Source organism: Mycobacterium sp. SMC-18 (genome assembly GCF_045310895.1).
Classification (GTDB): Bacteria; Actinomycetota; Actinomycetes; order Mycobacteriales; family Mycobacteriaceae; genus Mycobacterium.
Window position 1 is genome coordinate 280,780 of sequence record NZ_JBJIAL010000001.1, and the last position, 20,441, is coordinate 301,220.

20 protein-coding genes and 1 tRNA gene are annotated in these 20,441 nt (G+C 66.4%); 7 read left to right on the plus strand and 14 right to left on the minus strand.

Going from position 1 to position 20,441, the window contains the following annotated elements:
* Positions 1-324 precede the first annotated feature (324 nt).
* From ACJH6J_RS01375 to ACJH6J_RS01390, 4 genes are all read left to right on the plus strand, one after another.
* Positions 325-1,797 carry an SDR family oxidoreductase gene (locus ACJH6J_RS01375; RefSeq protein ID WP_406803411.1) on the plus strand — a complete coding sequence of 491 codons (1,473 nt, stop codon included), beginning with the start codon at positions 325-327 and terminating at the stop codon, positions 1,795-1,797.
* A 74-nt stretch (positions 1,798-1,871) separates the two neighbouring features.
* Positions 1,872-2,309: an SRPBCC domain-containing protein gene (locus ACJH6J_RS01380; protein WP_029118694.1), complete on the plus strand. Its 438-nt coding sequence runs from the start codon at positions 1,872-1,874 to the stop codon at positions 2,307-2,309.
* A 61-nt stretch (positions 2,310-2,370) separates the two neighbouring features.
* The gene (locus ACJH6J_RS01385; protein WP_212814212.1) at positions 2,371-3,015 is read left to right on the plus strand and encodes a UdgX family uracil-DNA binding protein; all 645 of its coding nucleotides are present in this window, start codon (positions 2,371-2,373) and stop codon (positions 3,013-3,015) included.
* Positions 3,016-3,069: 54 nt separating this feature from the next.
* Positions 3,070-3,636 carry a dihydrofolate reductase family protein gene (locus ACJH6J_RS01390; protein WP_212814210.1) on the plus strand — a complete coding sequence of 189 codons (567 nt, stop codon included), beginning with the start codon at positions 3,070-3,072 and terminating at the stop codon, positions 3,634-3,636.
* Between the two features lie 11 nt (positions 3,637-3,647).
* On the opposite strand, the gene ACJH6J_RS01395 is transcribed toward ACJH6J_RS01390, so the two are convergent.
* The 3 genes from ACJH6J_RS01395 to ACJH6J_RS01405 all read right to left on the minus strand — a co-directional run bounded on the left by ACJH6J_RS01395 (position 3,648) and on the right by ACJH6J_RS01405 (position 8,435).
* Entirely contained in the window at positions 3,648-4,397 is a 750-nt protein-coding gene (locus ACJH6J_RS01395; protein WP_244872878.1) for a TIGR00730 family Rossman fold protein, read from the minus strand.
* Positions 4,398-4,435: 38 nt separating this feature from the next.
* Positions 4,436-7,042 (minus strand): LuxR C-terminal-related transcriptional regulator, encoded by a 2,607-nt coding sequence (locus ACJH6J_RS01400; RefSeq protein ID WP_406803404.1) that lies wholly within the window; start codon positions 7,040-7,042, stop codon positions 4,436-4,438.
* A gap of 106 nt (positions 7,043-7,148) precedes the next feature.
* Positions 7,149-8,435 carry a hypothetical protein gene (locus tag ACJH6J_RS01405; RefSeq protein WP_406803405.1) on the minus strand — a complete coding sequence of 429 codons (1,287 nt, stop codon included), beginning with the start codon at positions 8,433-8,435 and terminating at the stop codon, positions 7,149-7,151.
* 386 nt (positions 8,436-8,821) lie between these two features.
* Between ACJH6J_RS01405 and ACJH6J_RS01410 the strand changes: the two genes are divergently transcribed.
* Entirely contained in the window at positions 8,822-9,499 is a 678-nt protein-coding gene (locus tag ACJH6J_RS01410) for a hypothetical protein (RefSeq protein ID WP_212814204.1), read from the plus strand.
* A gap of 147 nt (positions 9,500-9,646) precedes the next feature.
* A complete protein-coding gene (locus ACJH6J_RS01415) occupies positions 9,647-10,678 on the plus strand; it encodes a peptidoglycan-binding domain-containing protein (protein WP_244872876.1) in 1,032 nt (343 codons plus the stop codon).
* 4 nt (positions 10,679-10,682) lie between these two features.
* Here the strand turns inward: ACJH6J_RS01415 and ACJH6J_RS01420 are convergent, their stop codons facing one another.
* Together ACJH6J_RS01420 and ACJH6J_RS01425 are read right to left on the minus strand one after the other, a co-directional pair.
* On the minus strand, positions 10,683-11,858 hold the full coding sequence (locus ACJH6J_RS01420) for a damage-control phosphatase ARMT1 family protein (RefSeq protein ID WP_212814202.1): 1,176 nt from the start codon (positions 11,856-11,858) through the stop codon (positions 10,683-10,685).
* Positions 11,859-11,868: 10 nt separating this feature from the next.
* Positions 11,869-12,126 carry a DUF3297 family protein gene (locus tag ACJH6J_RS01425; RefSeq protein ID WP_212814200.1) on the minus strand — a complete coding sequence of 86 codons (258 nt, stop codon included), beginning with the start codon at positions 12,124-12,126 and terminating at the stop codon, positions 11,869-11,871.
* Between the two features lie 372 nt (positions 12,127-12,498).
* Between ACJH6J_RS01425 and ACJH6J_RS01430 the strand changes: the two genes are divergently transcribed.
* Positions 12,499-12,732: a hypothetical protein gene (locus ACJH6J_RS01430; RefSeq protein WP_073696419.1), complete on the plus strand. Its 234-nt coding sequence runs from the start codon at positions 12,499-12,501 to the stop codon at positions 12,730-12,732.
* Between the two features lie 4 nt (positions 12,733-12,736).
* Here the strand turns inward: ACJH6J_RS01430 and ACJH6J_RS01435 are convergent, their stop codons facing one another.
* The 9 genes from ACJH6J_RS01435 to ACJH6J_RS01475 all read right to left on the minus strand — a co-directional run bounded on the left by ACJH6J_RS01435 (position 12,737) and on the right by ACJH6J_RS01475 (position 20,366).
* Complete coding sequence (locus ACJH6J_RS01435) at positions 12,737-13,555, minus strand: CoA ester lyase (protein ID WP_212814198.1); 819 nt, start codon at positions 13,553-13,555, stop codon at positions 12,737-12,739.
* Between the two features lie 93 nt (positions 13,556-13,648).
* Positions 13,649-14,746: an acyl-CoA desaturase gene (locus ACJH6J_RS01440; RefSeq protein ID WP_212814196.1), complete on the minus strand. Its 1,098-nt coding sequence runs from the start codon at positions 14,744-14,746 to the stop codon at positions 13,649-13,651.
* Positions 14,747-14,825: 79 nt separating this feature from the next.
* A tRNA-Pro gene (locus ACJH6J_RS01445) sits at positions 14,826-14,899 on the minus strand.
* 88 nt (positions 14,900-14,987) lie between these two features.
* Entirely contained in the window at positions 14,988-16,394 is a 1,407-nt protein-coding gene (der, locus tag ACJH6J_RS01450) for a ribosome biogenesis GTPase Der (RefSeq protein WP_212814193.1), read from the minus strand.
* Positions 16,391-17,074, minus strand: a complete 684-nt coding sequence (gene cmk, locus ACJH6J_RS01455) for a (d)CMP kinase (protein WP_064986779.1) — start codon at positions 17,072-17,074, stop codon at positions 16,391-16,393. Before cmk ends, der begins: the two co-directional genes overlap by 4 nt.
* Complete coding sequence (locus tag ACJH6J_RS01460; protein WP_212814190.1) at positions 17,071-17,814, minus strand: pseudouridine synthase; 744 nt, start codon at positions 17,812-17,814, stop codon at positions 17,071-17,073. The genes cmk and ACJH6J_RS01460 overlap by 4 nt, the downstream gene beginning before the upstream one ends.
* A gap of 1 nt (position 17,815) precedes the next feature.
* A complete protein-coding gene (gene scpB, locus ACJH6J_RS01465) occupies positions 17,816-18,565 on the minus strand; it encodes an SMC-Scp complex subunit ScpB (protein WP_406802701.1) in 750 nt (249 codons plus the stop codon).
* Complete coding sequence (locus ACJH6J_RS01470) at positions 18,562-19,428, minus strand: segregation/condensation protein A (RefSeq protein ID WP_406776139.1); 867 nt, start codon at positions 19,426-19,428, stop codon at positions 18,562-18,564. The genes scpB and ACJH6J_RS01470 overlap by 4 nt, the downstream gene beginning before the upstream one ends.
* The gene (locus ACJH6J_RS01475) at positions 19,428-20,366 is read right to left on the minus strand and encodes a ParA family protein (RefSeq protein WP_064986777.1); all 939 of its coding nucleotides are present in this window, start codon (positions 20,364-20,366) and stop codon (positions 19,428-19,430) included. Before ACJH6J_RS01475 ends, ACJH6J_RS01470 begins: the two co-directional genes overlap by 1 nt.
* Between the last annotated feature and the right edge of the window lie 75 nt (positions 20,367-20,441).

Sequence of the window (20,441 nt, forward strand, 5' to 3'; positions counted from 1 at the left end):
GAGCTCACGGACGTGAATGCAACGGATGCAGATGAATTCATTGACCTGCTGCGGCGTACGAGCCAGCTGCTGCGGGCTGTCGTAATCGATCGTCACGTGGTCTGACCTTCCCAAGACGGACGCCGCACATGCGGCATGTCCGCAGCGAATGCCCCGTCCGCGCTCGGGATAAACAAATCTGTCATCGATTGCCGACCATCCGCGCGCGGCAGGCCTCCGAATCACTGGGTAAAACAGGGCATTCTCGGGAAATGTCCTAGGCAGTTGAGCTGAAGCAGTTACCGAGGAGAGTGTGTGACAGACGTGAAGCAATCCGCGACTTCAATGCGCGTGCTGGTTACCGGGGCCACCGGATACATCGGCGGTCGGTTGGTGCCGCGTGTCATCGAAGCCGGCCACCGCGTGCGCGTGCTGGCGCGCAACCCGGACAAGATCAGTGACGTGCCCTGGGCTGCCGACGTGGAGGTGGTGCAGGGTGACCTCACCGATGCGGCCACGCTCGGCGACGCGTGCCGCGACATCGACATCGTCTACTACCTCGTGCATTCGATGGGTAACCCGGGAGAGTTCACCGAGGCCGAACGCACCAGCGCAGAGAATCTCGCTGCTGCCGCGCGCACCGCCCACGTCAAACGCATCGTCTACCTGGGCGGCCTGCACACCGAATCCGACCGGCTGTCGTCGCACCTGCGGTCACGCAGCCAGGTCGGGGAAATCCTGATCGACTCCGGTGTCCCGACGGTCGTGCTGCAGGCGGGCGTGGTCATCGGTTCCGGTTCGGCCTCCTTCGAGATGATCCGCCACCTGACCAACCGGCTGCCCGTGATGACAACGCCGCGCTGGGTCAACAACCGCATCCAGCCCATCGCGATACGCGATGTCCTCTACTACCTGCTGGCCGCCGCCACGGCCGAGGTGCCGCGCTCACGCACCTACGACATCGGTGGACCCGACGTCCTGCGCTACGGGGAGATGATGCAGATCTACGCCGAAGTCGCGGGGCTGGCGAGACGCAGAATCGTGGTCCTGCCGGTCCTCACCCCGAAACTCGCCGGATTGTGGATCGGGCTGGTGACTCCGGTGCCTCCGCGGATCGGCCGCGCTCTGATCGAGTCCCTGAGCACCGACTCCGTGGTGACCGAGCACGACATCGATGAGGTGATTCCACCGCCGCCCGGGGGCACGACCGGATACCGCGACGCCGTTAGATTGGCGCTGCGCCGCATCGAGGACGGCGAAGTCGAAACCACCTGGGCCAACGCCTCGCCGACCGGTGCCCCGGCCGACCCCCTGCCGTCGGATCCCAGCTGGACCGGCGACGCCATCTATACCGACGACCGCAGCATCGACTGCGACGCCACCGTCGCCCAGGTGTGGCGCGTCGTGGAGGGCATCGGCGGCGAACGCGGTTGGTACTCGTTTCCACTCGCCTGGACGGTCCGCGGTTGGCTCGACGTACTGACCGGCGGCGTCGGCCTGGCCCGCGGCCGGCGCAACCCGAACACTCTCTACACCGGCGACGCTCTCGATTTCTGGCGCGTCGAACGCATCGAGCGGCCGCATCTGCTGCGGCTGCGCGCCGAGATGCGCACGCCGGGCCGAGCCTGGCTGCAGTGGGAACTCCACTCCCGTGACGATGGCACCACCCGGCTGCACCAGCGTGCCATCTTCTTTCCCAAAGGCCTTGCCGGACGGCTGTATTGGTACGCGCTGATGCCGTTCCACGGCATCATTTTCACGGGCATGATCAAGAACATCAGCGTCGAAGCCTCGAAGGAAGGATCTCGCGCCGCCTAGCGCGCCGCGCTGCGTCCCGCCTATTGAGTGGACAGTTGTCGGCAGCTGTACACCCTCTCCCGTACGGTGTGTCTGTGAGTTTCGCGATTGACAGGTCAGTAGAGATCGACGCACCGGCCGAGGTGGTCTGGCAGGTCCTCACCGACGGGGCCAGCTACGGCGAGTGGAATCCGTTCTGCATCGAGTGCTCGTCGACGTTCGAACCCGGCAGCCCGATCGACATGAAGGTGGTGCTGATCGGTCCGCCCAAGAAGCAGCGCGAATACATCAACACCTTCACCCCGGGCGTCGAGTTCAGCTACAACATGAAGCCCGCCCCGCTGGGACTGCTGCGCAGCGAGCGCTCACACCGGCTGACCCCGCTGCCCGACGGCCGCACCCGCTACGACTCGCACTTCCAGTTGTTCGGCCCGGTGTCTCCCATCGTCGCCGGCCTGCTGGGCCGCGCCCTGAAGAAGGGCTTCGGGGGCATGACCGACGGCGTCAAGAAGCGCGCCGAGTCCCTCCGGTAGCCGGGCGCCGCGTCGGCTGGGCGGCGCGATTGGCGCGGCGGCGTGCGGGGTAAACACCCGCATGGCCGAAACCAGCGCGGCAGACTATCTCCCCCGCGAGCTCAACATCCCGGCGCTGCGCACGGCGGCCGGCGTGTGCCACGGCTGCGCGCTGTACCAGCACGCGCAGCAGACGGTGTTCGGCGTCGGCGACGACGCGGCCGCGATCATGCTCGTCGGCGAGCAACCAGGTGACGTGGAGGACCGGCGCGGTCAACCGTTCGTCGGGCCGGCCGGCCGCCTTCTCGACCGCGCACTCGGCGACGCCGCGCTCGATCGCGACCGGCTGTATGTGACCAACGCGGTCAAGCATTTCAAGTTCAAGGCCACCGATCGCGGCAAGCGCCGAATCCACCAGAAGCCCAACCGAACCGAAGTGGTCGCCTGCCGACCGTGGCTGCTGGCCGAGCTGCGCACCGTCGAACCCGACGTGGTGGTGCTGCTCGGCGCGACGGCAGCACAGTCGCTCCTGGGCAACGACTTTCGGCTCACCCAGCATCGCGGCGAGACCCTGTCGCTCCCGGCCGACACCGTGCCGAACCACGACACCGTGGCCATCGCCACCGCGCATCCCTCGTCGATCCTGCGCCTGCCACCGCCCGACCGTGACGCCGCCTACCGCGACCTGGTGGCCGATCTCCAGAGGTCGGTGGAGCTTCTCGGCTGAGACTCGTCCCGCTCCTGGCCGATGAATTTCGCCGTCGGGTGCAGTCTGATCTACATGGGCAGACTCATCTATGGCTTCAACGTGTCGGTGGACGGATACATCGCCGACGCACAGGGCAGCATCGACTGGTCCGAACCGAGCGAGGAACTGCACCAGTACTGGAACGACTTCGAGCGCGAGACGGCGCTGTCGTTCTACGGCCGGCGGCTGTACGAGCTGATGGCCGCGTACTGGCCGACCGCCGACAAGGAACCGGATGCCACCCCGCTCATCGTGGATTTCGCCCGCATCTGGCGGGACATGCCGAAGGTCGTGTTCTCGCGCACGCTGGATTCGGTCGACTGGAACTCCCGTCTGGAACGCGGCGACCCCGTCGCGGTGGTGTCGAAGCTCAAAGCCGAGACCGACGGCAATCTGGAGATAGCCGGCGCGACGCTCGCCGCGCCCGTCGTGCGGGCCGGATTGGTGGACGAGTACCGGATCGTGCTCGTGCCCACCGCAGTCGGCGGCGGCACCCCGTTCTTCCCGACGCTGCCGGCATGGATCTCGTTGCGACTGTTGGAGAACCGCACCTTTCCCTGCGGCACGGTCCTCCTGCGCTACGAAGCGGAGCACGACTGAGGGCGACCTCGCTAATCTGCTGACGCGACGATGATGTCCACTGCTTCGGTGACGCTGTCGGTGCAGTGGATCAGGTCGAGGTCGGATTCGGAGATCTTTCCTTCCGCCAGCATGGTGTTGCGGATCCAGTCGATGAGGCCCGACCAGTAGTCGACACCCAACAGGATGATCGGAAACGCGGTGACCTTGCGGGTCTGCACCAAGGTCAAGGCTTCGAACAGCTCGTCCAGGGTGCCGAAGCCACCGGGCAGGCACACGAACGCCTGCGCATATTTGACGAACATGGTCTTGCGGACGAAGAAGTAGCGGAAGTTGATCCCCAGGTCGACCCAGTGGTTGAGCCGCTGTTCGAACGGCAGCTCGATGCCCAGACCGACCGAATAGCCGCCGGACTCGCTGGCCCCACGGTTGACCGCCTCCATCGCCCCCGGCCCGCCCCCGGTGATCACGGCATAGCCTGCGTGCACCAGCGCGGCGCCCAGCTCCTCACCCAATCGGTATTCCGGCGAATGCGGCACCGTTCGGGCGGAACCGAAAACCGTGACCGCCCTCGGCATCTCCGAGAGGGCATCGAAGCCGTCGACGAACTCGCCTTGGATGCGCATCACGCGCCACGGGTCGGTGTGCACCCAGTCGGTGGGGCCGCGCCGGTCCAGGAGGCGCTGGTCGGCGGTCGTGGTGGCGCAACGTTCGCGACGGAGTTGCACCGGGCCACTGATCTGGAGGTCGCCGTCGTCGTCCACGGTGTCGTTCTCGTTCACGTCGGCCAGCGTATGGGAAGCCGGGGCGCACCCGAGATTCAGTGAGCCGCCGCGCCGGTCCGGATCAGCTTGGCGAGATCCTCGCGGTCCGAGATGTCGAGCTTTATGCAGGCCCGATACAGGTGACCTTCGACCGTGCGCACCGATACGGTCAGCCGGTCGGCGATTTCGCGATTGCTCAGCCCGGCGGCAACCAGGTTCGCAATCTCACGTTCGCGCACCGTCAGGGGCAAGGGGTGCGCCGCCAATTCCAGTGCGGGAGTGCGTACTCCCCCGCACTGCGCGGCCAACCGGTTGGCGACGGCGGCGGCCTCGGCGCTGCGTCGCCGGTCGTCGGCCGCCGCGAACGTCGCCGATGCCTGCGCCGCGGCGTCGAGAGCGGACAACAACGCACCCAGCTGCTCGAATTGCTCTGCGGCAGCGAATAATCCAGGCCCGTCGCGATCACTGACCGCCCGGGCATGCGCCGCGATCACAGCGGCCATGCGGCCGCCGACTCCGGAGGCGACTTCGATCAGCCGGCCCGCGGCGCTGTGGTCACCGAATCGCACTGCGTCATGCAACGCCAGCATGGCCACTGCACTCTGGCCGGAACTGTCAGCCAACCGGGCGGCATCCAAAGCCAGTTCTATTGCGGCGCTGACGTTTCCCTCTGCCGCCGCGAGCCACGATTCCGCGATCCTGAGCTGTGGACCGAACACCGCGACGTGCCGGCCAGAGCGGACTTTCAACTCGGCGACCATCTTGGCCCCAGGCTGCACCCGACCCAACGCGCAGTAGGACTGCGCCAGCAACAGCCGAGCCGGGAAGCTCCACGAAGCCGCCGACTCGGCCGTCAGCGCCGCGACCGTCTGCTCCATCCGTGACACCGTCTCGACGAAATCGCCGCGGGCCAGACCGATGGTGCCGACCAGCACATTGGCCATCCCCCACGCCAGATACTGGCCCGACGAGGTGATCTGCATCATGACCGCGGATCGGCTGCTCGCCGCGTCGAATTCTCCGGCGAGCACCAACGCGCGCACCTCCCCGAACGCGGTGAGGTAGCGGAGCAGCCCGTCGGCCTTGGCGCTGGCCATGCGGCCCCGGCGCGCCAATACCGCCACTTCTTCGCTGCGGCCCATCAGTGCCAGGGCGAGCGCCCCACCGAATGCCGCCCACTGCAACGCGACCGGATGCGCGATGGGCTCGGCGAGCACCCGATCGGCCATCGCCACGGCTTCCGTCAGCCGGTTCTCGAAAGCCAGCGTTGCCGACGCTGTGCCGTCGATGATCGGTATCAACTCGGGGCTCGTGATGCGCTCGCGGAGCAGGGCGAGCACTTCGTCGGACCCCTCGGCGTCGCCCATCGCCCAGTGCAGGTTGGCGATGCGGGCCCAGCCCCACCGCAGCAGCTCCAGTTCGGTCATCTGCTCGGGGTCGAATGAGCTGAGCGTCTCCTCGGCTTCGGTCGCCTTGCCCTGCCACAGCAGCGAACGCGCCAGCAGTTCGCCGGCCTCGAGGCCACCGCCCCGGTTGGTGGCCGCGCGAGCCAGCCGCTCACCCAACGTCACGTTCGTGAGGGCGATGGCCTCTCTCGCCGCTGTGACGAGCAGATCCAGTTCGGGCACCTCGTCGCTGTCCAGCGTCAGTTCCGCGAGCCGAATCCGGTGCGCCGAACTGTTCAGCGGCCGGTCCCGCATCGCGCGAACCAGCTCGCCGCGCAGTCGGCGGGCGGCAGCCATCCCCAGCCGGCGGCGGATTACCTCGCCGAACAGCGGATGGGTGAATCGCACGTCAATGCCACCCGGTTCCTCACCGACTCGCACCAGACCACGGCTTTCCGCCTCTTCGACCACGTCCGAACCGACGATGGCAGTCAGAGTGTCCAGGTCGAGGGGCTCGCAGAAGGTGAGCAACCGCAGCGCGTGCAGCACCTGGTCAGGCAACTGGTCGACCCTGGAGTCCAGCAATGACGCCAGCTCCGAGGTGACCGCAGCCCGGCCCCGCAGCTGCCACACCCCCCGAACCTGCCGCAGAGTCCCGGCCTCGATGGCGCCTTCCACCAAGTGGCGGACGAACAACGCGTTCCCGCCCGAGGCCTGCCACATCAGCTCGGCAGACAGACCCTCCACCTGTCCGCCCAATGCCTCCTCGATGAGGCCGACACACTGCTGCTGACTGAACGGCATCAGATGCAACCGCTGCAGATACCGGTCCTTCCACAACGACGTGATCGCGTCGGGGACCGGAGCGCCCGCCCGGACCGTCGCCACGATGCGCACCGACCCGTCCAACGCCAGCTGGTGCAGCAGCGTCGCCGACAGCTGGTCCAACAGATGCGCGTCGTCCACGCCGATGACCGAATGTCCTTCGGCCAGAATCGTTTCGCGCGCCGCGGACAGGAATGCCACCGGATCACGCGACGTGGCACTGCGCACCAGATGGGCGAACACTCCCAGCGGGATGCCCCGCGCCGACTCTGTCGCCGCAACCCAGTGGGCGCGCACCGGCAGTGACTGGGTGACCAACCGGGCGAGCGTGGTTTTGCCTACGCCCGCATCACCGACCAGGACGATGCCGCAATCGCCGGATTCCCCGAGCAATGCGCCGCGAATCACCGAGAATTCACTGTCGCGGTGCACGACCGGCCAGTTTTGGGCCACGGCGCACAATTCTACCGGCCGGTTTTCGCTGTTGAAGGCGTAATGACCGTGAAATATCGGTCCGCTTTTCGGGCCGGCAGCTAACGTCCGGCCCGAAATACGGGCGTTACATCTTGTCATGCAGATCGGACACCATGTCGAATAGCGTCTTGTTGTTGTGGGTCCTGGTAAGGATTTTCGCCAATGTCGTAATTTGATCGAAGACCGAGCGAGTCGTGTTCTGCTTTTCGTCGAGCGGCTCGGTGTCCGGGGCCAGCAGGTCGACCATCCGGTAGTCCGCGCCGTCGGGGCCGATCAGCGGTGAGCCGTCGGTATTGGTGCCGTTGAGCATGTTCATGATGTCCTGCGGCTGAGCCATCGTGATCACCCCTGTCGTCACGCGGGCGGCTACCGGCCCGGCACCGGCGGTTCCGATTCCACAGGCAGCGGCAAAATCGTTGGGCGACAAGCCGTCTGCGACGTTCATGTCGCAGTTGCCGAACGGGTTGCAGCCCATCGGCAAGCCCTGATTGGCGCCATATGCGCCGTCCGTGTATTGATGGGCGATCTGGCCGGGCAGCAGGGGGTTCGAGCCGTATGACGCAGCGATCACCCGTAATCCCTTGGGCCGCGACACCCACATCGTGTTGAAGTCGCCCTGGTTGGCATAACCGATGATGCGCGCCGGATTGCCGGCGTACTCCGCGAGGTTGTCGTACAGGGCGTTGATCCAGCCGGATCCGTCGCCGCCAGGGTTCCCACCGCTTTCGACGTCCAGCATCAGGACGACCCTGGGGTGCAGTCCCCCGTTGGCATCGATCATCTGCCGTACCGTGTCGGCATTTTCCTGCCAGTTCGGGCGCACGTAGGTGTAGACGATGCCGCAATCCAGCCGGCCGGTGTCCAGCGCATTGCGCATCCACGCATAGTTCTGCGCGAAGTTGGAATCCCGGTGCGTGCCGTCGCATACGCGGATGGACAGAATCTTGTACGGATAGGAATCACTGACCGGCACCTGGAATTCGGACACGTCGGCAAAGAAACTGTCCACGTGAGCCTGAGTCGGGGGTGTGCCGTCCTCGACGATCGGGCCGGCCACGTACCAGTGGTCGTTCCAGTAGTTGCTGTCGGAAGGGAGCGCCTTGGGCGTGGTGCAGCACCCCCAGGAGCCCGACGATTCCATCGCGACGCCGTCGACCACACAGTTCATGTGCGAGTGGGGACCGCCGTCGCCTTCATGGTGCAGGTTGATCACCACCGGCGCGTCGCCGGGCACGTCGCTCAACGATGCGACGTGCATCAGATCGAATGGTCCGACGTGTTGCTCGCCGTACGGCAGGTATCGATACGACTCGGTGGACAGACCTTGTCTGCCCCAGACCATCTGGTCTCCGTTGAACACCGCCGAGAGCACATCGGTCACCAGGCCCGAACAGTCACAACCCACGCCGCGATCGTTCGGGTCCCACGTGCCGCCGTAGACGTAGTCGTCGCCGAGCCGGTCGAAGAATATGCGTTTGGCGAACTCCACGTCGCCTCGAGTGACGGTCATCAGTCCCTCCTTTGATGAAGTGATGGGAACCCAGTGTCACGACGAAATATGCCGAGCCGCACCAGTAGCCCACTACTCGATTCGCTGTTCAGCAGGGCACGGAATCACGTCGTGACCCGGCGATGATCGAGTAGCCGGCTACGCAGGCGTCCAAATTGCCGGAGGCGCAACATCGTTGGTGCGCAGGACAACTGGACCGCGACTGACGCGGCGACCCCGTCGTCCTCGCCATCACGGAGGAGGTCATCATGAGCCTGGTTGCCATGGCGTCGGTCGCGGTTGCGCGCGACCTCGCACCGGTCGGTCAGCCGCTGAACAGCGTGACAATTGGCGCCGGACAGGGGGTTTCGCCGTCACCGGCACCGTCGGGTGAAGTGTCGGACTCGCAGCCGGAAATGCCGGCGATGGGGCCGACAGCGACGTTGCGTCGGCCAACCGATGTCGCCCAAATGGCCCCGCCGGCACCGCTGATCGACACAGCTGCCGGATTTGCGCAGTTGCTGGCCGCCCAAATCCCCGCCGAGGCACTCGTCGCCTACACGACGTTGTTGGCATTGTTCGTCGACTCAGGCCCTACGTACAACACCGGCCGGTGGGTGCTCTACGGCTTCTCGGTGATCGCCTGCGGTGCCATCATCCTCGCGACCTATTGCGCCAAGCGGAATTACACGTTGCAGCACGGGGACGGTGTGAGCGCGCTATGCGTCATGCGCCCGCCGTACCTGCCGATCGCGGCAGCCATGTTGTCGATGGCCGTATACGGATTGACAGTGCCCGGGTCACCACTGCAATACAGTGTGCCCGACGGCGCGTTCACGATGCTGTCCGGCACGCTTGCCGTCGGCGGAGCGCTGATGATGACCATTCTCACGCCTTTCCTGGGGACGGGTAACGCCGCCGTCCCGGTAGCGAATTCTGATTCGTGAAAGGTGAATTCGCATATTCGAGTAGTCGACTACTCGATACAGGTACCCGCCGCCGTCATTAGCGTCGAATCCGTCATCGACGCAGGATTCCGGACCAATTCGGGCCGACACGGGACCGGCGCGACGTGACAAGAAGGGAGCACTCCGATGCCGCTACCGTACGGGCCCGGGGCCCATGGCACCGAAATCGAATACTGGCAGGCCTGGTTCCAGCGCCAGTACCGCGCGTACGCGCCGGCGAAGGACCGGGTTTATGGTGACGGCGCAGTCGCCGCGGTCACCGAGATGCAACGGCGCCTGGGGTTACCCCAGACCGGCGTCTTCGACGAGACGACAGCGCAGGCGGCCCACTACGTGCCGCCGCCACGGAATCTGCGACCGATCATGTTCACGGTCGAAGGTCACCTGTCGGACATGTTCAGAGGACCGGTGGCCGACACCGCGACAACCCTTGAGACCGAGGGCCTTTGCCATCACCAGCCCATCGGCTACAACAACGGAGCGCTGCCATTCGACAACGAGAGCGGTATCAACGAGCTCGCCCGGCTGCTCGGCGCCACCCAGATGGACAACGGCGTGCCGTTCCCGCAGGGCACACCCTGGTCGCTCGGCGTCTACTCCCAGGGCGCGATCGTGGGATCGTACTTCTACTTCCGTTACCTGCGCCCCGGTCAGCCGCTGGCGTGGCGCACCGCGGACCTCAAAGGCGTTCTGGCGTACGCCAACCCGTGCCGACAGACCGATTCGATCGCGCCGTGGGCCAGACCAGGGGTGACAGTGACCGGCACGCACGGCCTGGACCCGCTCCAGCGATTCGGCTTGCCCGGCTTCCCCGCCAAGCCGGACCACTGGATGGATGTCTACCGTGAAGGCGACATCTTCGCCGAGAACCGTGACGACCAGGCGAGCGCGGTCAAAGCCGCTGTCTACCAGGCGGTGATGAACGACGGGATCAGCAACCCGTTCTCCCTCGCCGGGCAGATCGCCTTCACGCTCCATGCGCCCTTCGACGAAGTGTTCGCGGTGATCAAGGCAATGATCAGCGGCGCGGTGTTCCTGGCCAGTAACCCGAACCCGCACTACGCGCCGTTCGAGCTCGAGGCCGGCACGCGGTGGATGCGGGAACGACTCATCAGCGGATCGGTGTCAGTTCCGCAGCCCAGTCCGGTGGTCGTCTGAATCCCTACTCCACCCAGGCTTGGATCACCCCGTACCCGCCGCTGGTCCGCCACCCCTGTCCGGCGGTATCGAGTTCGGCAAGTTGCTCGGATGTCAGGCCGACGACAACTTCCGATTTGAGTGTCCGCAGTGCCGTCACCGGAGACGGAAAGTAGTCGACGGTCTGGTCGAACGGTGTTGTGGCGGGCCAGTATCGGTCGCCGACGAGGCGCCGATAGTTGAGGTCGCCTTTCATCACAGTCATTGTGGCGCCGGCGAATTCGGCGGTGAGGTCGTGGGGCATGTCGTGGAACGACAGCGGTGCACAGAAGAACTTGTGGGTGCGCACCGTGAGCCGGCCGCTGCGCACAGCGTTCCACAGCCGGTCGCCGGCCTTCCCGATCGGCGGATGTGCGTCGGCCCGCAAGCGTCGGATGACAGCCAGGACATCGGCCGTCGTCGCGTCCGACACGTAGTAGGGATACGGCTTGACGTACAGCACGATCTCGGCAGCCAGGCGCTGACAGAGCAGGCTGTCGATCAGGACGAGATCCGCCAGCAGTTCGCGGCCTGCGTTGTCGGCGACGACGCAGACGGTCGGGTTGTCCTGCGCGCGGAGCGCAGACCACAGCACGGGGCTGTCGTCGACGAGGATGCCCTCCGAGCGCGCGTCTGCGGCACCGGCGCCCTTTTGGAGTTGGAAGCTGAGGTCGGCGCGATTACCCCACAGCGCGGCCACCAGCAGAGTCTCGCGCTGCTGGTTCTCCGCCGCGTCGGCCAGGTCGGCGAAGGCACGCAGCTCGTCGTCGACCTCCGGCCCCGTCAGCTCGGCGGTCTTGACCGGCGCGAACGGGTCGACTCCGCGCCAGGCCCCGGCCCCGAAGTAACCGACGGCGTCGAGCAGCCGGCGGTAGAAATAGCTCTCGCTCCACAGGAACGGCACCTCGCCCCAGGGGCGTCCGTAGACGTCGTCTCCCCAGGCGAGCCACTCATCCCGGTCATGAGCATGCTTGGGCAACGGCTCGAGGACGCCGGTGGTGCTCTCGACGAGCAGCTGCTGCAGCATCGCCTCTTCGGCGGACGTGTAGGGCGTGGTGTCCAGTACCTGGCGAATCAGCTTTGGGTGACGCTCATGGAACACCTCCCACTCGAAGGACCCCGGCACCGCTGCGGTGATCGTGGGGGCATCGGTGGTGTCCACGGGGCGTCCGCTACTTGGCTGTGCGGAAATACGGTTCGACCGTGCCGCTCTGCTTGACGACCATCGGGTTTCCGCGGCGGTCCTTGGCGGTGGGGACCTCCACACGCACCCAGCCCTCGGCCACGTTGTATTCGACGACGTTGGTTCGCTCGACGCCATTGAAGCGGATACCCACGTCGCGCAGGAGCGCCTCTTCATTGAAGAACGGGCTACGCGGATCGATGGAGAGGTGATTCGGCGGGACGTCGGTGTTCTGATCCTGGGACATGTTGGCTTTCGTTGAATGCTGACGGATTCTTCTTCGCTAAGAACGTACGCGACCCCGCCGGAGCGGGTGCCGCGTAGGTCGTGGCGGGCCGCGGGGCCCAAGCTTCCACCGGATGAGGCCACAGACGCCGCCACATCGAAACCTGTTGGTGCCGCCGACAATTGCGCACTGTCACACCCACAAAATCCCCATACACCTCACGTGTCACATCCGTCTCGTGAGGCCCCCGCAGACCGCTGTTCGCCTGCACACATAACGGTGCCGGCACTCCGGAAGTCGGCCTACCATCGGAAGCTATATGGGCCAGGTGAAGGCAAATTCACCAGTGCCCCGCGACAGATCAAACCTCATGACAGAAGGAGGGATGGGCTGATGAAAATCGCACTCGCAATCGCTGCCGCCGCGCTCGCACTCAGCCCCATCGGCGTCGCCCACGCCACGCCAGGACAGTGTTTCAACACCCCTTGGGGTGGCTACTGCGACGGGCAAGCCGACGGCAACGGCATCTTCAACCACTGCGAAGGTGCAATGGGATTCAGCAACTGCTTCTACGTCCGTGCTGTACCCACGGACGTCGACCCGCGGGGATGGGTCCCGCTGACCTGACGCCTCAGTTCGGTATCAGCCGGAGTTGGCGCGCCTTCTCGAGGATGATCCGCGCGCGGTTCAATCGGGGTAAGTCGCTGCCGTCCTTCGGTTTTCCGCCGCGGGCGTTGAACTGCTCGACGAACTCGCGCGCCCAGCCGATGTCCGATTCGGAGGGGCTCAGTCCGGCGTTGATGGTCTCGGCGTCAGACGAACGCAGCGCGAGCTTGCCCGTCATACCCATCTGCCGGGTGAGCGCCACGCCCTCGGCCAGCTGATCCGGGTCGCGGGTGGGCCCGTCGATCGGACCTGGGATGTGCGCCGCCCGCGACGCGACGACCAGCTGGGAACGGCTGTAGGCCAGAGCCAACGGGTCCTGCTCGACGCCGATGTCCAGCGTGTAGTCATTGACGCCGAACGCGATGCGGAAGCACGGGCGCGCCGCGGCGATGTCGTGTACGCGCGCCAGCCCGCGCGCCGTTTCGATCAACGCGATCACCCGCGATTCGCCCCCGAGCCGGTTCGCGGTATCCCACATGTGATTTCCGCCCTCCGTCTTGGCCAGCACGACGCCCTTCAGCCCGCGGCACTCCGCCAGCGCGCGGCAGTCGGCAGACCAGAAATCACTCGACGCATCGTTGACCCGGACCCACGCCTGGGCCCCGGAGCTCAGGAAGTCGATGACTCGCTCCCGGGCCGCTTCCTTCTCGTCGGGAGCGACGGCGTCCTCGAGATCGAGGATCACCTCGTCGGATTTCGTGGTCGACAGCAGCTCCCCGAGATCAGGCTCTCGGGACGGATTGACGAGCAGCCAGGAGCGCGAAACCTTCGAGTTCACGGTCATGGCGTCAGGCTAGACGCATTGAGTGCGCCGCACCCGGCGTTGAAGCTGCGCACGGGACCACCAACCCGGCAGCGCCCCGAAGACCCCGAGAACCTAGCCGCGCCGCCGCCGTCCCACGCGCAGCAGCCAGTCGGGCAGCGCCAACCCGTGGATGATCCGTTGCGTCCGAAAGTACTGGCGCGGAAGCGATGCCGTGTTGTAGGGCAGGTCGTACTTCTCGCACAGTTCCCGGACCCGGACGCTCACTTCAGGCAACCGGCTGCTCGGCAGATCAGGGAACAGGTGATGCTCGATCTGGTAGCACAGGTGCCCACCCGAGAACGCCAGCAGCGGGCCTGCGTTGAAGTTCGCCGTCCCGAGAATCTGTCGCAGATACCATTCGCCGCGAGTCTCGTCCTTGACCACCGCCGGGTCGAACGTCTCGGCCCCGTCGGGGATGTGCCCGCAAATGATGTTCACGTACACCCACAGGTTCCGGAGCACATTCGCGGTGGCATTGGCCGCCAGCGTGCGACGCCACCGGCGCAGGCTGAGCGCCGGGAAGAACACATAGTCCTTGGCCAGCTGGCGCGCGCTCTTGGCGAGGAATTTCCGCTCCTCCACCGCGACAGCGTCTGGCGTCTCACCCCGGAGCCGCTCCGAGTGCAGGCCGTGCAGGGCGATACCCCATTCGAACGTCGCTGCCAGCACCAGGTTTCCGAGCGGGGCAAACAAATGCGCCCACCGCCACGGCTGGTCGGTCGTCACCCGTAGCAGGCGGTAACCGATGTCCTCGTCCATGCCGAGCACGTTGGTGTAGACGTGATGCCGATAGTTGTGCGAGTACCGCCACTGCGCCGAATGTCCGACCATGTCCCACTCCCAGGTATTGGAGTGGATTTCCGGGTCGTTCATCCAATCCCACTGGCCGTGGGAGATGTTGTGGCCGAGCTCCATGTTCTCGACCGACTTCGCATACGCCAGCGCGCACGTGCCGGCGACCCAGCCGACCTTGGACCGGCTCCCGGCGATCATCAGCCGCGCCGCGACATCGAGCGCCCGCTGAAAATGGATCACCCGCCGGATGTACGCCGAGTCCTTCGCCCCGAGCGACTCCTCGACGTCCCGGCGGATCACGTCGAGTTCGTAGCCGATCTCTTCGACGTCTTCACGGCTGAGGTGTACGTAGGCAGAGACATCGGCGATCGCCATCAAGGTGTCCTCGGGTGGGAGTGGCAGGAAGACGGGGCCATCCAGGCCACCGCGAGGCCTTTGACCTGCAAAAACTTTGTCGGGCTGACAGGATTTGAACCTGCGACCACTTGACCCCCAGTCAAGTGCGCTACCAAGCTGCGCCACAGCCCGCGGCGCTGCCGGACGAACCGGCAACGGTTGGAAAGCCTACCTCAGACCTCCCGCCGGACCCTAAACGGGTCCGGCGGCGCGTCGGCGACTAGCGCTTGGCCCCGCGCTTCTCCCGCACCCGCACGTTGATCTTGATCGGGCTGCCCTCGAAGCCGAACTCTTCACGCAGCCGGCGCTCGATGAAGCGGCGGTAGCCGGCCTCCAGGAAGCCCGTGGTGAACAGCACGAAGGTCGGCGGCCGCGATGCCGCCTGGGTGGCGAACAGGATGCGTGGCTGCTTGCCACCGCGCACCGGCGGCGGCGTGGCCGCCACGATCTCCTTGAGGAAGGTGTTGAGCCGTCCGGTCGGGATACGGGCGTCCCACGACGCCAGCGAGGTCTCCAGCGCCGGCACCAACTTCTGCACGGCCCGACCGGTTTTCGCCGAGATGTTCACGCGCGGCGCCCACTGCACCTGCACCAGCTCGCGCTCGATCTCCTTGTCCAGCAGGTATCGCCGGTCTTCGTCGACCAGGTCCCACTTGTTGAACGCGATGACGAGCGCACGCCCGGCCTCGATGACCATTGACAGCACCCGCAGATCCTGTTCGGTCAGCGGCTGAGAGGCGTCGATCAGCATGATCGCGACCTCGGCGGCATCGATCGCGCCGTGCGTGCGCACCGAGGCGTAGAACTCGTGCCCGCTGGCCTGGCCGACCTTACGGCGCAGACCGGCGGTGTCGACGAAACGCCAAGTCTTGCCGTCCAATTCGATCAGCGAGTCGACGGGGTCCACCGTGGTGCCGGCGACGTCGTGCACGACGGACCGCTCGTCGCCCGACAGCTTGTTCAGCAGCGAGCTCTTGCCGACGTTGGGCTTGCCGACCAGCGCGACACGGCGCGGACCGCCGGTCCCGCCGGACGTCTCGGAGACCTCGGGCAGCACCTCGAGCACGCTGTCGAGCAGGTCGGCCACGCCGCGGCCGTGCATCGCGCTGATCGAGTGCGGCTGTCCCAGCCCCAGCGACCACAGCGCCGCGGCCTCGGATTCGATCTTCTCGTTGTCAACCTTGTTGGCCGCCAAGAAGACCGGCTTGCCGGAGCGCTGCAGGCGCTTGGCGGCGGCCTCGTCGGCCGCGGTCGCCCCGACCACCGCGTCGACCACGAGAATGATCGCGTCGGCGGTGCGCATGGCCACGGTGGCCTGCTCGGCGACCAGCATCTGCAGGCCCTTGGCGTCGGGTTCCCAGCCGCCGGTGTCCTGCACCACGAACCGGCGCCCGACCCACTGCGCGTCGTAGGACACGCGGTCGCGCGTCACGCCCGGGATGTCCTGCACCACCGCTTCGCGACGGCCCAGGATGCGGTTCACCAGAGTCGATTTGCCGACATTCGGGCGGCCGACCACGGCCACCACGGGCGGGGGTCCGGCGTACTCGTCGACCTCGGCCTCGAATCCTTCCGAGCCGATCTCCCAGTCACCTTCGTCGAACCACACACCATCGTCGTCACTCATTGACGCACACCTACCTTCTGCTGCACGAGATCCAGCAGATGTGCCACCACACCAGCCTGGGTCATATCACTGGAATCGACGACGATCGCATCATCGGCGGCCTGCAGCGGCGAGACCGCGCGCGTCGAGTCCAGATGGTCCCGGCGCTGGACATCGGCCAGCACCGCTTCGTAGTTGTCGCCCAGACCGTTTGCGACGTTCTGCGCATTGCGCCGACGGGCGCGCTCCTCGGCCGAGGCGGTCAGGAAAATCTTGAGATCGGCGTCCGGCTTGACGACGGTGCCGATGTCGCGGCCCTCGACGACGACCGAACCGGCTTCCGCGATCAACTCCCGCTGCCGCTGCACCAGGATGGTCCGCACGGCCGGGATCGCCGACACGGCCGATACGGCGAGAGTCACCGCCTCGCCGCGGATCTCATCCGAAACGTCCTCGCCCGCCAGGTACGAGGTGTCGTGGTCCGGGTCGAAGCTGACGGAGAACTCCGTCTTCTCACACACCGCGACGACGGCATCGGCGTCGGCCGGGTCGATGCCGGCGCGCAGTACCGCCAGCGTCACGATGCGGTACATCGCGCCGGTGTTGATGTGGTTGGCGCCGAGTGCATGCGCCAAACCCGTTGACACCGAGGACTTCCCGGTGCCCGCCGGGCCGTCGATGGCGATGACGAGCGCGTTCACAGGCCCACCGCCTGGTACAGCTCGCCGACTTCCTTGCGCGTGAGCGCCCGCAGGCTGTTGACGCGCTGGTCCCCCAGCGCCACCGTGCCGATGTGCGTGCGCACCAGTTCCTTCACCGGGAAACCCACCTCGGCCATCAGCCGGCGCACGATGCGATTGCGGCCCTCGTGCAGCACGATCTTCACCAACGACTTGCCGGCGACCATGTCGACCACCGCGAACTCGTCGACGTAGACCGGGCCGTCGTCCAGTTCCACGCCCTCGCGCACCTTCTTGCCCAGCCCACGCGGCACGGTCCCCTGCACGGTGGCCAGGTACGTCTTGGACACCTCGTACCGCGGGTGCATCAACCGGTGGGCCAGCTCGCCGTCGTTGGTCAGCAGGATCAGCCCTTCGGTGTCGGCATCGAGCCGGCCGACATGGAAGAGCTTCTTGTTGCCGCGCACGCGGTGCTCGACCAGGTCACCGATACAGGGCCGGCCCTGGTCGTCAGACATGGTGGAGTGCATACCTTTTGGCTTGTTCAGCGCGAGGTACACCAAATCCTCGTCGACGAGAACCCGGGTGCCGTCCACCCGGACCACCTGGCGATCGGGGTGCACCCGGGTACCGAGTTCGGTGACGATCTGGCCGTCGACCTCCACCCGCCCGTCCAGGATCATCCGCTCGGCGACGCGACGAGAAGCAATTCCCGCCTGCGACAACACCTTCTGCAGTCGCACGCCTTCTTCGTTGGTCATGTCAGTCCCGATCTACGTCGAATTTGGCCGGCTCTGCAGCCGGCGCAGGGGTTCCGCCGAGTTTGGCGAAACGCGGCTCCTCAGAGAGCGTTTCAGTGATGTCGTCGATGACGTCGACATCCGGCAACAGCGGGGCGAGTTCCGGCAGCTCGCTCAGCGAGGTCAACCCGAGCCGCTCCAGGAACAATTCCGTCGTGGCGAAAGTCGTTGCACCACTGTCGGCATCGGTGCCGGCTTCGATGATGAGGCCGCGGGCGGCGAGGGTCCGCATCACGGCGTCGACGTTGACGCCACGCACCGCACTGACCCGGGCGCGGGTCACCGGCTGCCGGTAGGCGACGACCGCAAGGGTCTCCAGCGCCGCCCGGGTCAGCTTGGACCGGGCGCCGTCGAGAATCAGCCGCTCGACATAGGGCGCGTACCGGGCCCGGGTGTACATCCGCCAGCCGCCACCGGCCTCGCGCAGGTCGATGCCGCTGCCGCGCTCGGCCAGTTCGGCGGCCATCCGGCGCAGCTTGTCCTCGACACGCTCGATGGTTTCGTCCAGAGCGGTCGCCAGAGAGTCGACCGGCGCCGGGGTGTCGACCACCAGTAGCAGGGCCTCCAGCGCGCACCCGAGCTCGTCATCGCTGATCTCGGTGTCGAGTTCGTCACCCTCGGCGGCAGCGGCGTCGTCGGTCACACCAGCGTCAGGCTCGACGCCCTCGCCCACGCTGCTATCCGCGGCAATCACCGCGTCGTTGTCCGTCATTGGTCTTCTTCCACCGCCGCTGCCAGATGCTCGTTCGTCGGCCGCTCCCCGGTCCACGAAACTTGCAGCACTCCAAGCGGTTCAATCTGCTCGAAGTTTACCGCCTTGGCCCGGTAGAGCTCTAATAGCGCCAGGAACCGCCCGACGATCTCCATGCCGCCGTCACAGTCGGCGACCAGGTCGGTGAACGACGCCCACTCCCCGATGCCGCGACTCTCCAGCAGCCCCATCAGTTTCATGGCCTGCTCGGGCACCGACACCGCCTGCACGTGCAGGTGGTCGACGCGCAGCGACGGCACCGGACGCGGTGTGAACGCGGCCGCCGCGATCTGGGCGAACCGGTCGGCGTCGACGCCGAGCATCACCTCAGGCAGCAGCTCGGTGAACCGGTCCTCCAGCGTGACGGCCCGCGGGTAGCTGCGCATCGCCGCGGCCTCGAGCTCGGCGAACATCAACGCGACGTGCTTGAAGGCCCGGTATTGCAGCAGCCGCGCGAACAGCAGGTCGCGCACTTCGAGCAGGGCCAGGTCGTCCTCGTCGTGGACCTCGGCGGCGGGCAGCAGCCGGGCGGCCTTCAGATCCAGGAGAGTCGCCGCGACGACCAGGAACGCCGTCGTCTCATCCAGCTCGAGCTGGCTGCCGATCTCCTTGGTGTACGCGATGAACTCGTCGGTGACCTGGTGCAACGCCACTTCGGTGACGTCGAGTCGGTGCGCGAAGATCAGCTGCAGCAGCAGGTCGAAAGGGCCCTCGAAATTGTTGAGCCGGACCTGGAAGCCGGCTTTCTTCTCGTCCGGCTGGTCGGTCGCCGGATCCTCCGGCGCCGCGCCCCCAGCACTGTCGGGAGCGTCGACCTCCGAAATCACGCGCCGAACCGGTCGATGACCTCGCACGCCAACGCCCGGTACGCCTGGGCGCCACCGGATTTCGGGGCCCAGGTGGTGATCGGTTCACCGGCGACGCTGGTCTCCGGGAAGCGCACGGTGCGACTGATGACGGTGTCGAACACGAGATCGCCGAAGCGCTCGACCACCCGGGCCATGACCTCGCGCGCGTTGACGGTGCGGTTGTCGTACCGGGTGATCAGGATCCCGCTGATGTCGAGTTTGGGGTTCAGCCGGTCGCGCACCTTGTCGACGGTGTCGGTCAGCAACGCGAGACCGCGCAACGAGAAGAACTCGCATTCGGTCGGGATGATGACGCCGTCGGCGCAGGCCAGCCCGTTCACCGTGAGCAGCCCGAGCGACGGCTGGCAGTCGATCAGCACATAGTCGTAGCGGTCCAGCACGGGATACAGCGCGCGGGACAGCGTCTGCTCGCGGCCGACCTCGTTGACCAGCTGAATCTCGGCGGCGGACAGGTCGATGTTGCTGGGCACCAGGTCCAGGCCCTTGACCCGGGTGTTGATGAGCACGTCGTCGATCGACACCCGCGGCTCGACGAGCAGGTTGTGCACGGTGTGCTCGAGCTCGTAGTGCGGGACGCCGAGGCCGGCGGACAGCGCGCCCTGCGGATCGAGGTCGACCAGCAGCACGCGGCGGCCGTATTCGGCCAGGCTGGCGCCCAGATTGATGGTTGACGTGGTCTTGCCGACGCCGCCCTTCTGGTTGCACATCGCGATGACCTTGGCCGGGCCGTGCACGCTCTTGGGTTTGGGCTCGGGGATGTGTCGGGCGGGACGTCCGGTCAGGCCGATCGCGGGTTCCGGATCTGCGGTCGCGGACGAGGCATCGACATCAAGCGGCAACGAAACCGGCTCCACCGGGCTCAGGCCCCCCACGCCTGTTGGGACATCGGTCATGCGTCGCCGATCAGCGGCGTGACTCCCATAGCGAACATCCGGGCAAGTTTAACGGTGCCACGCCGCTGACGACGG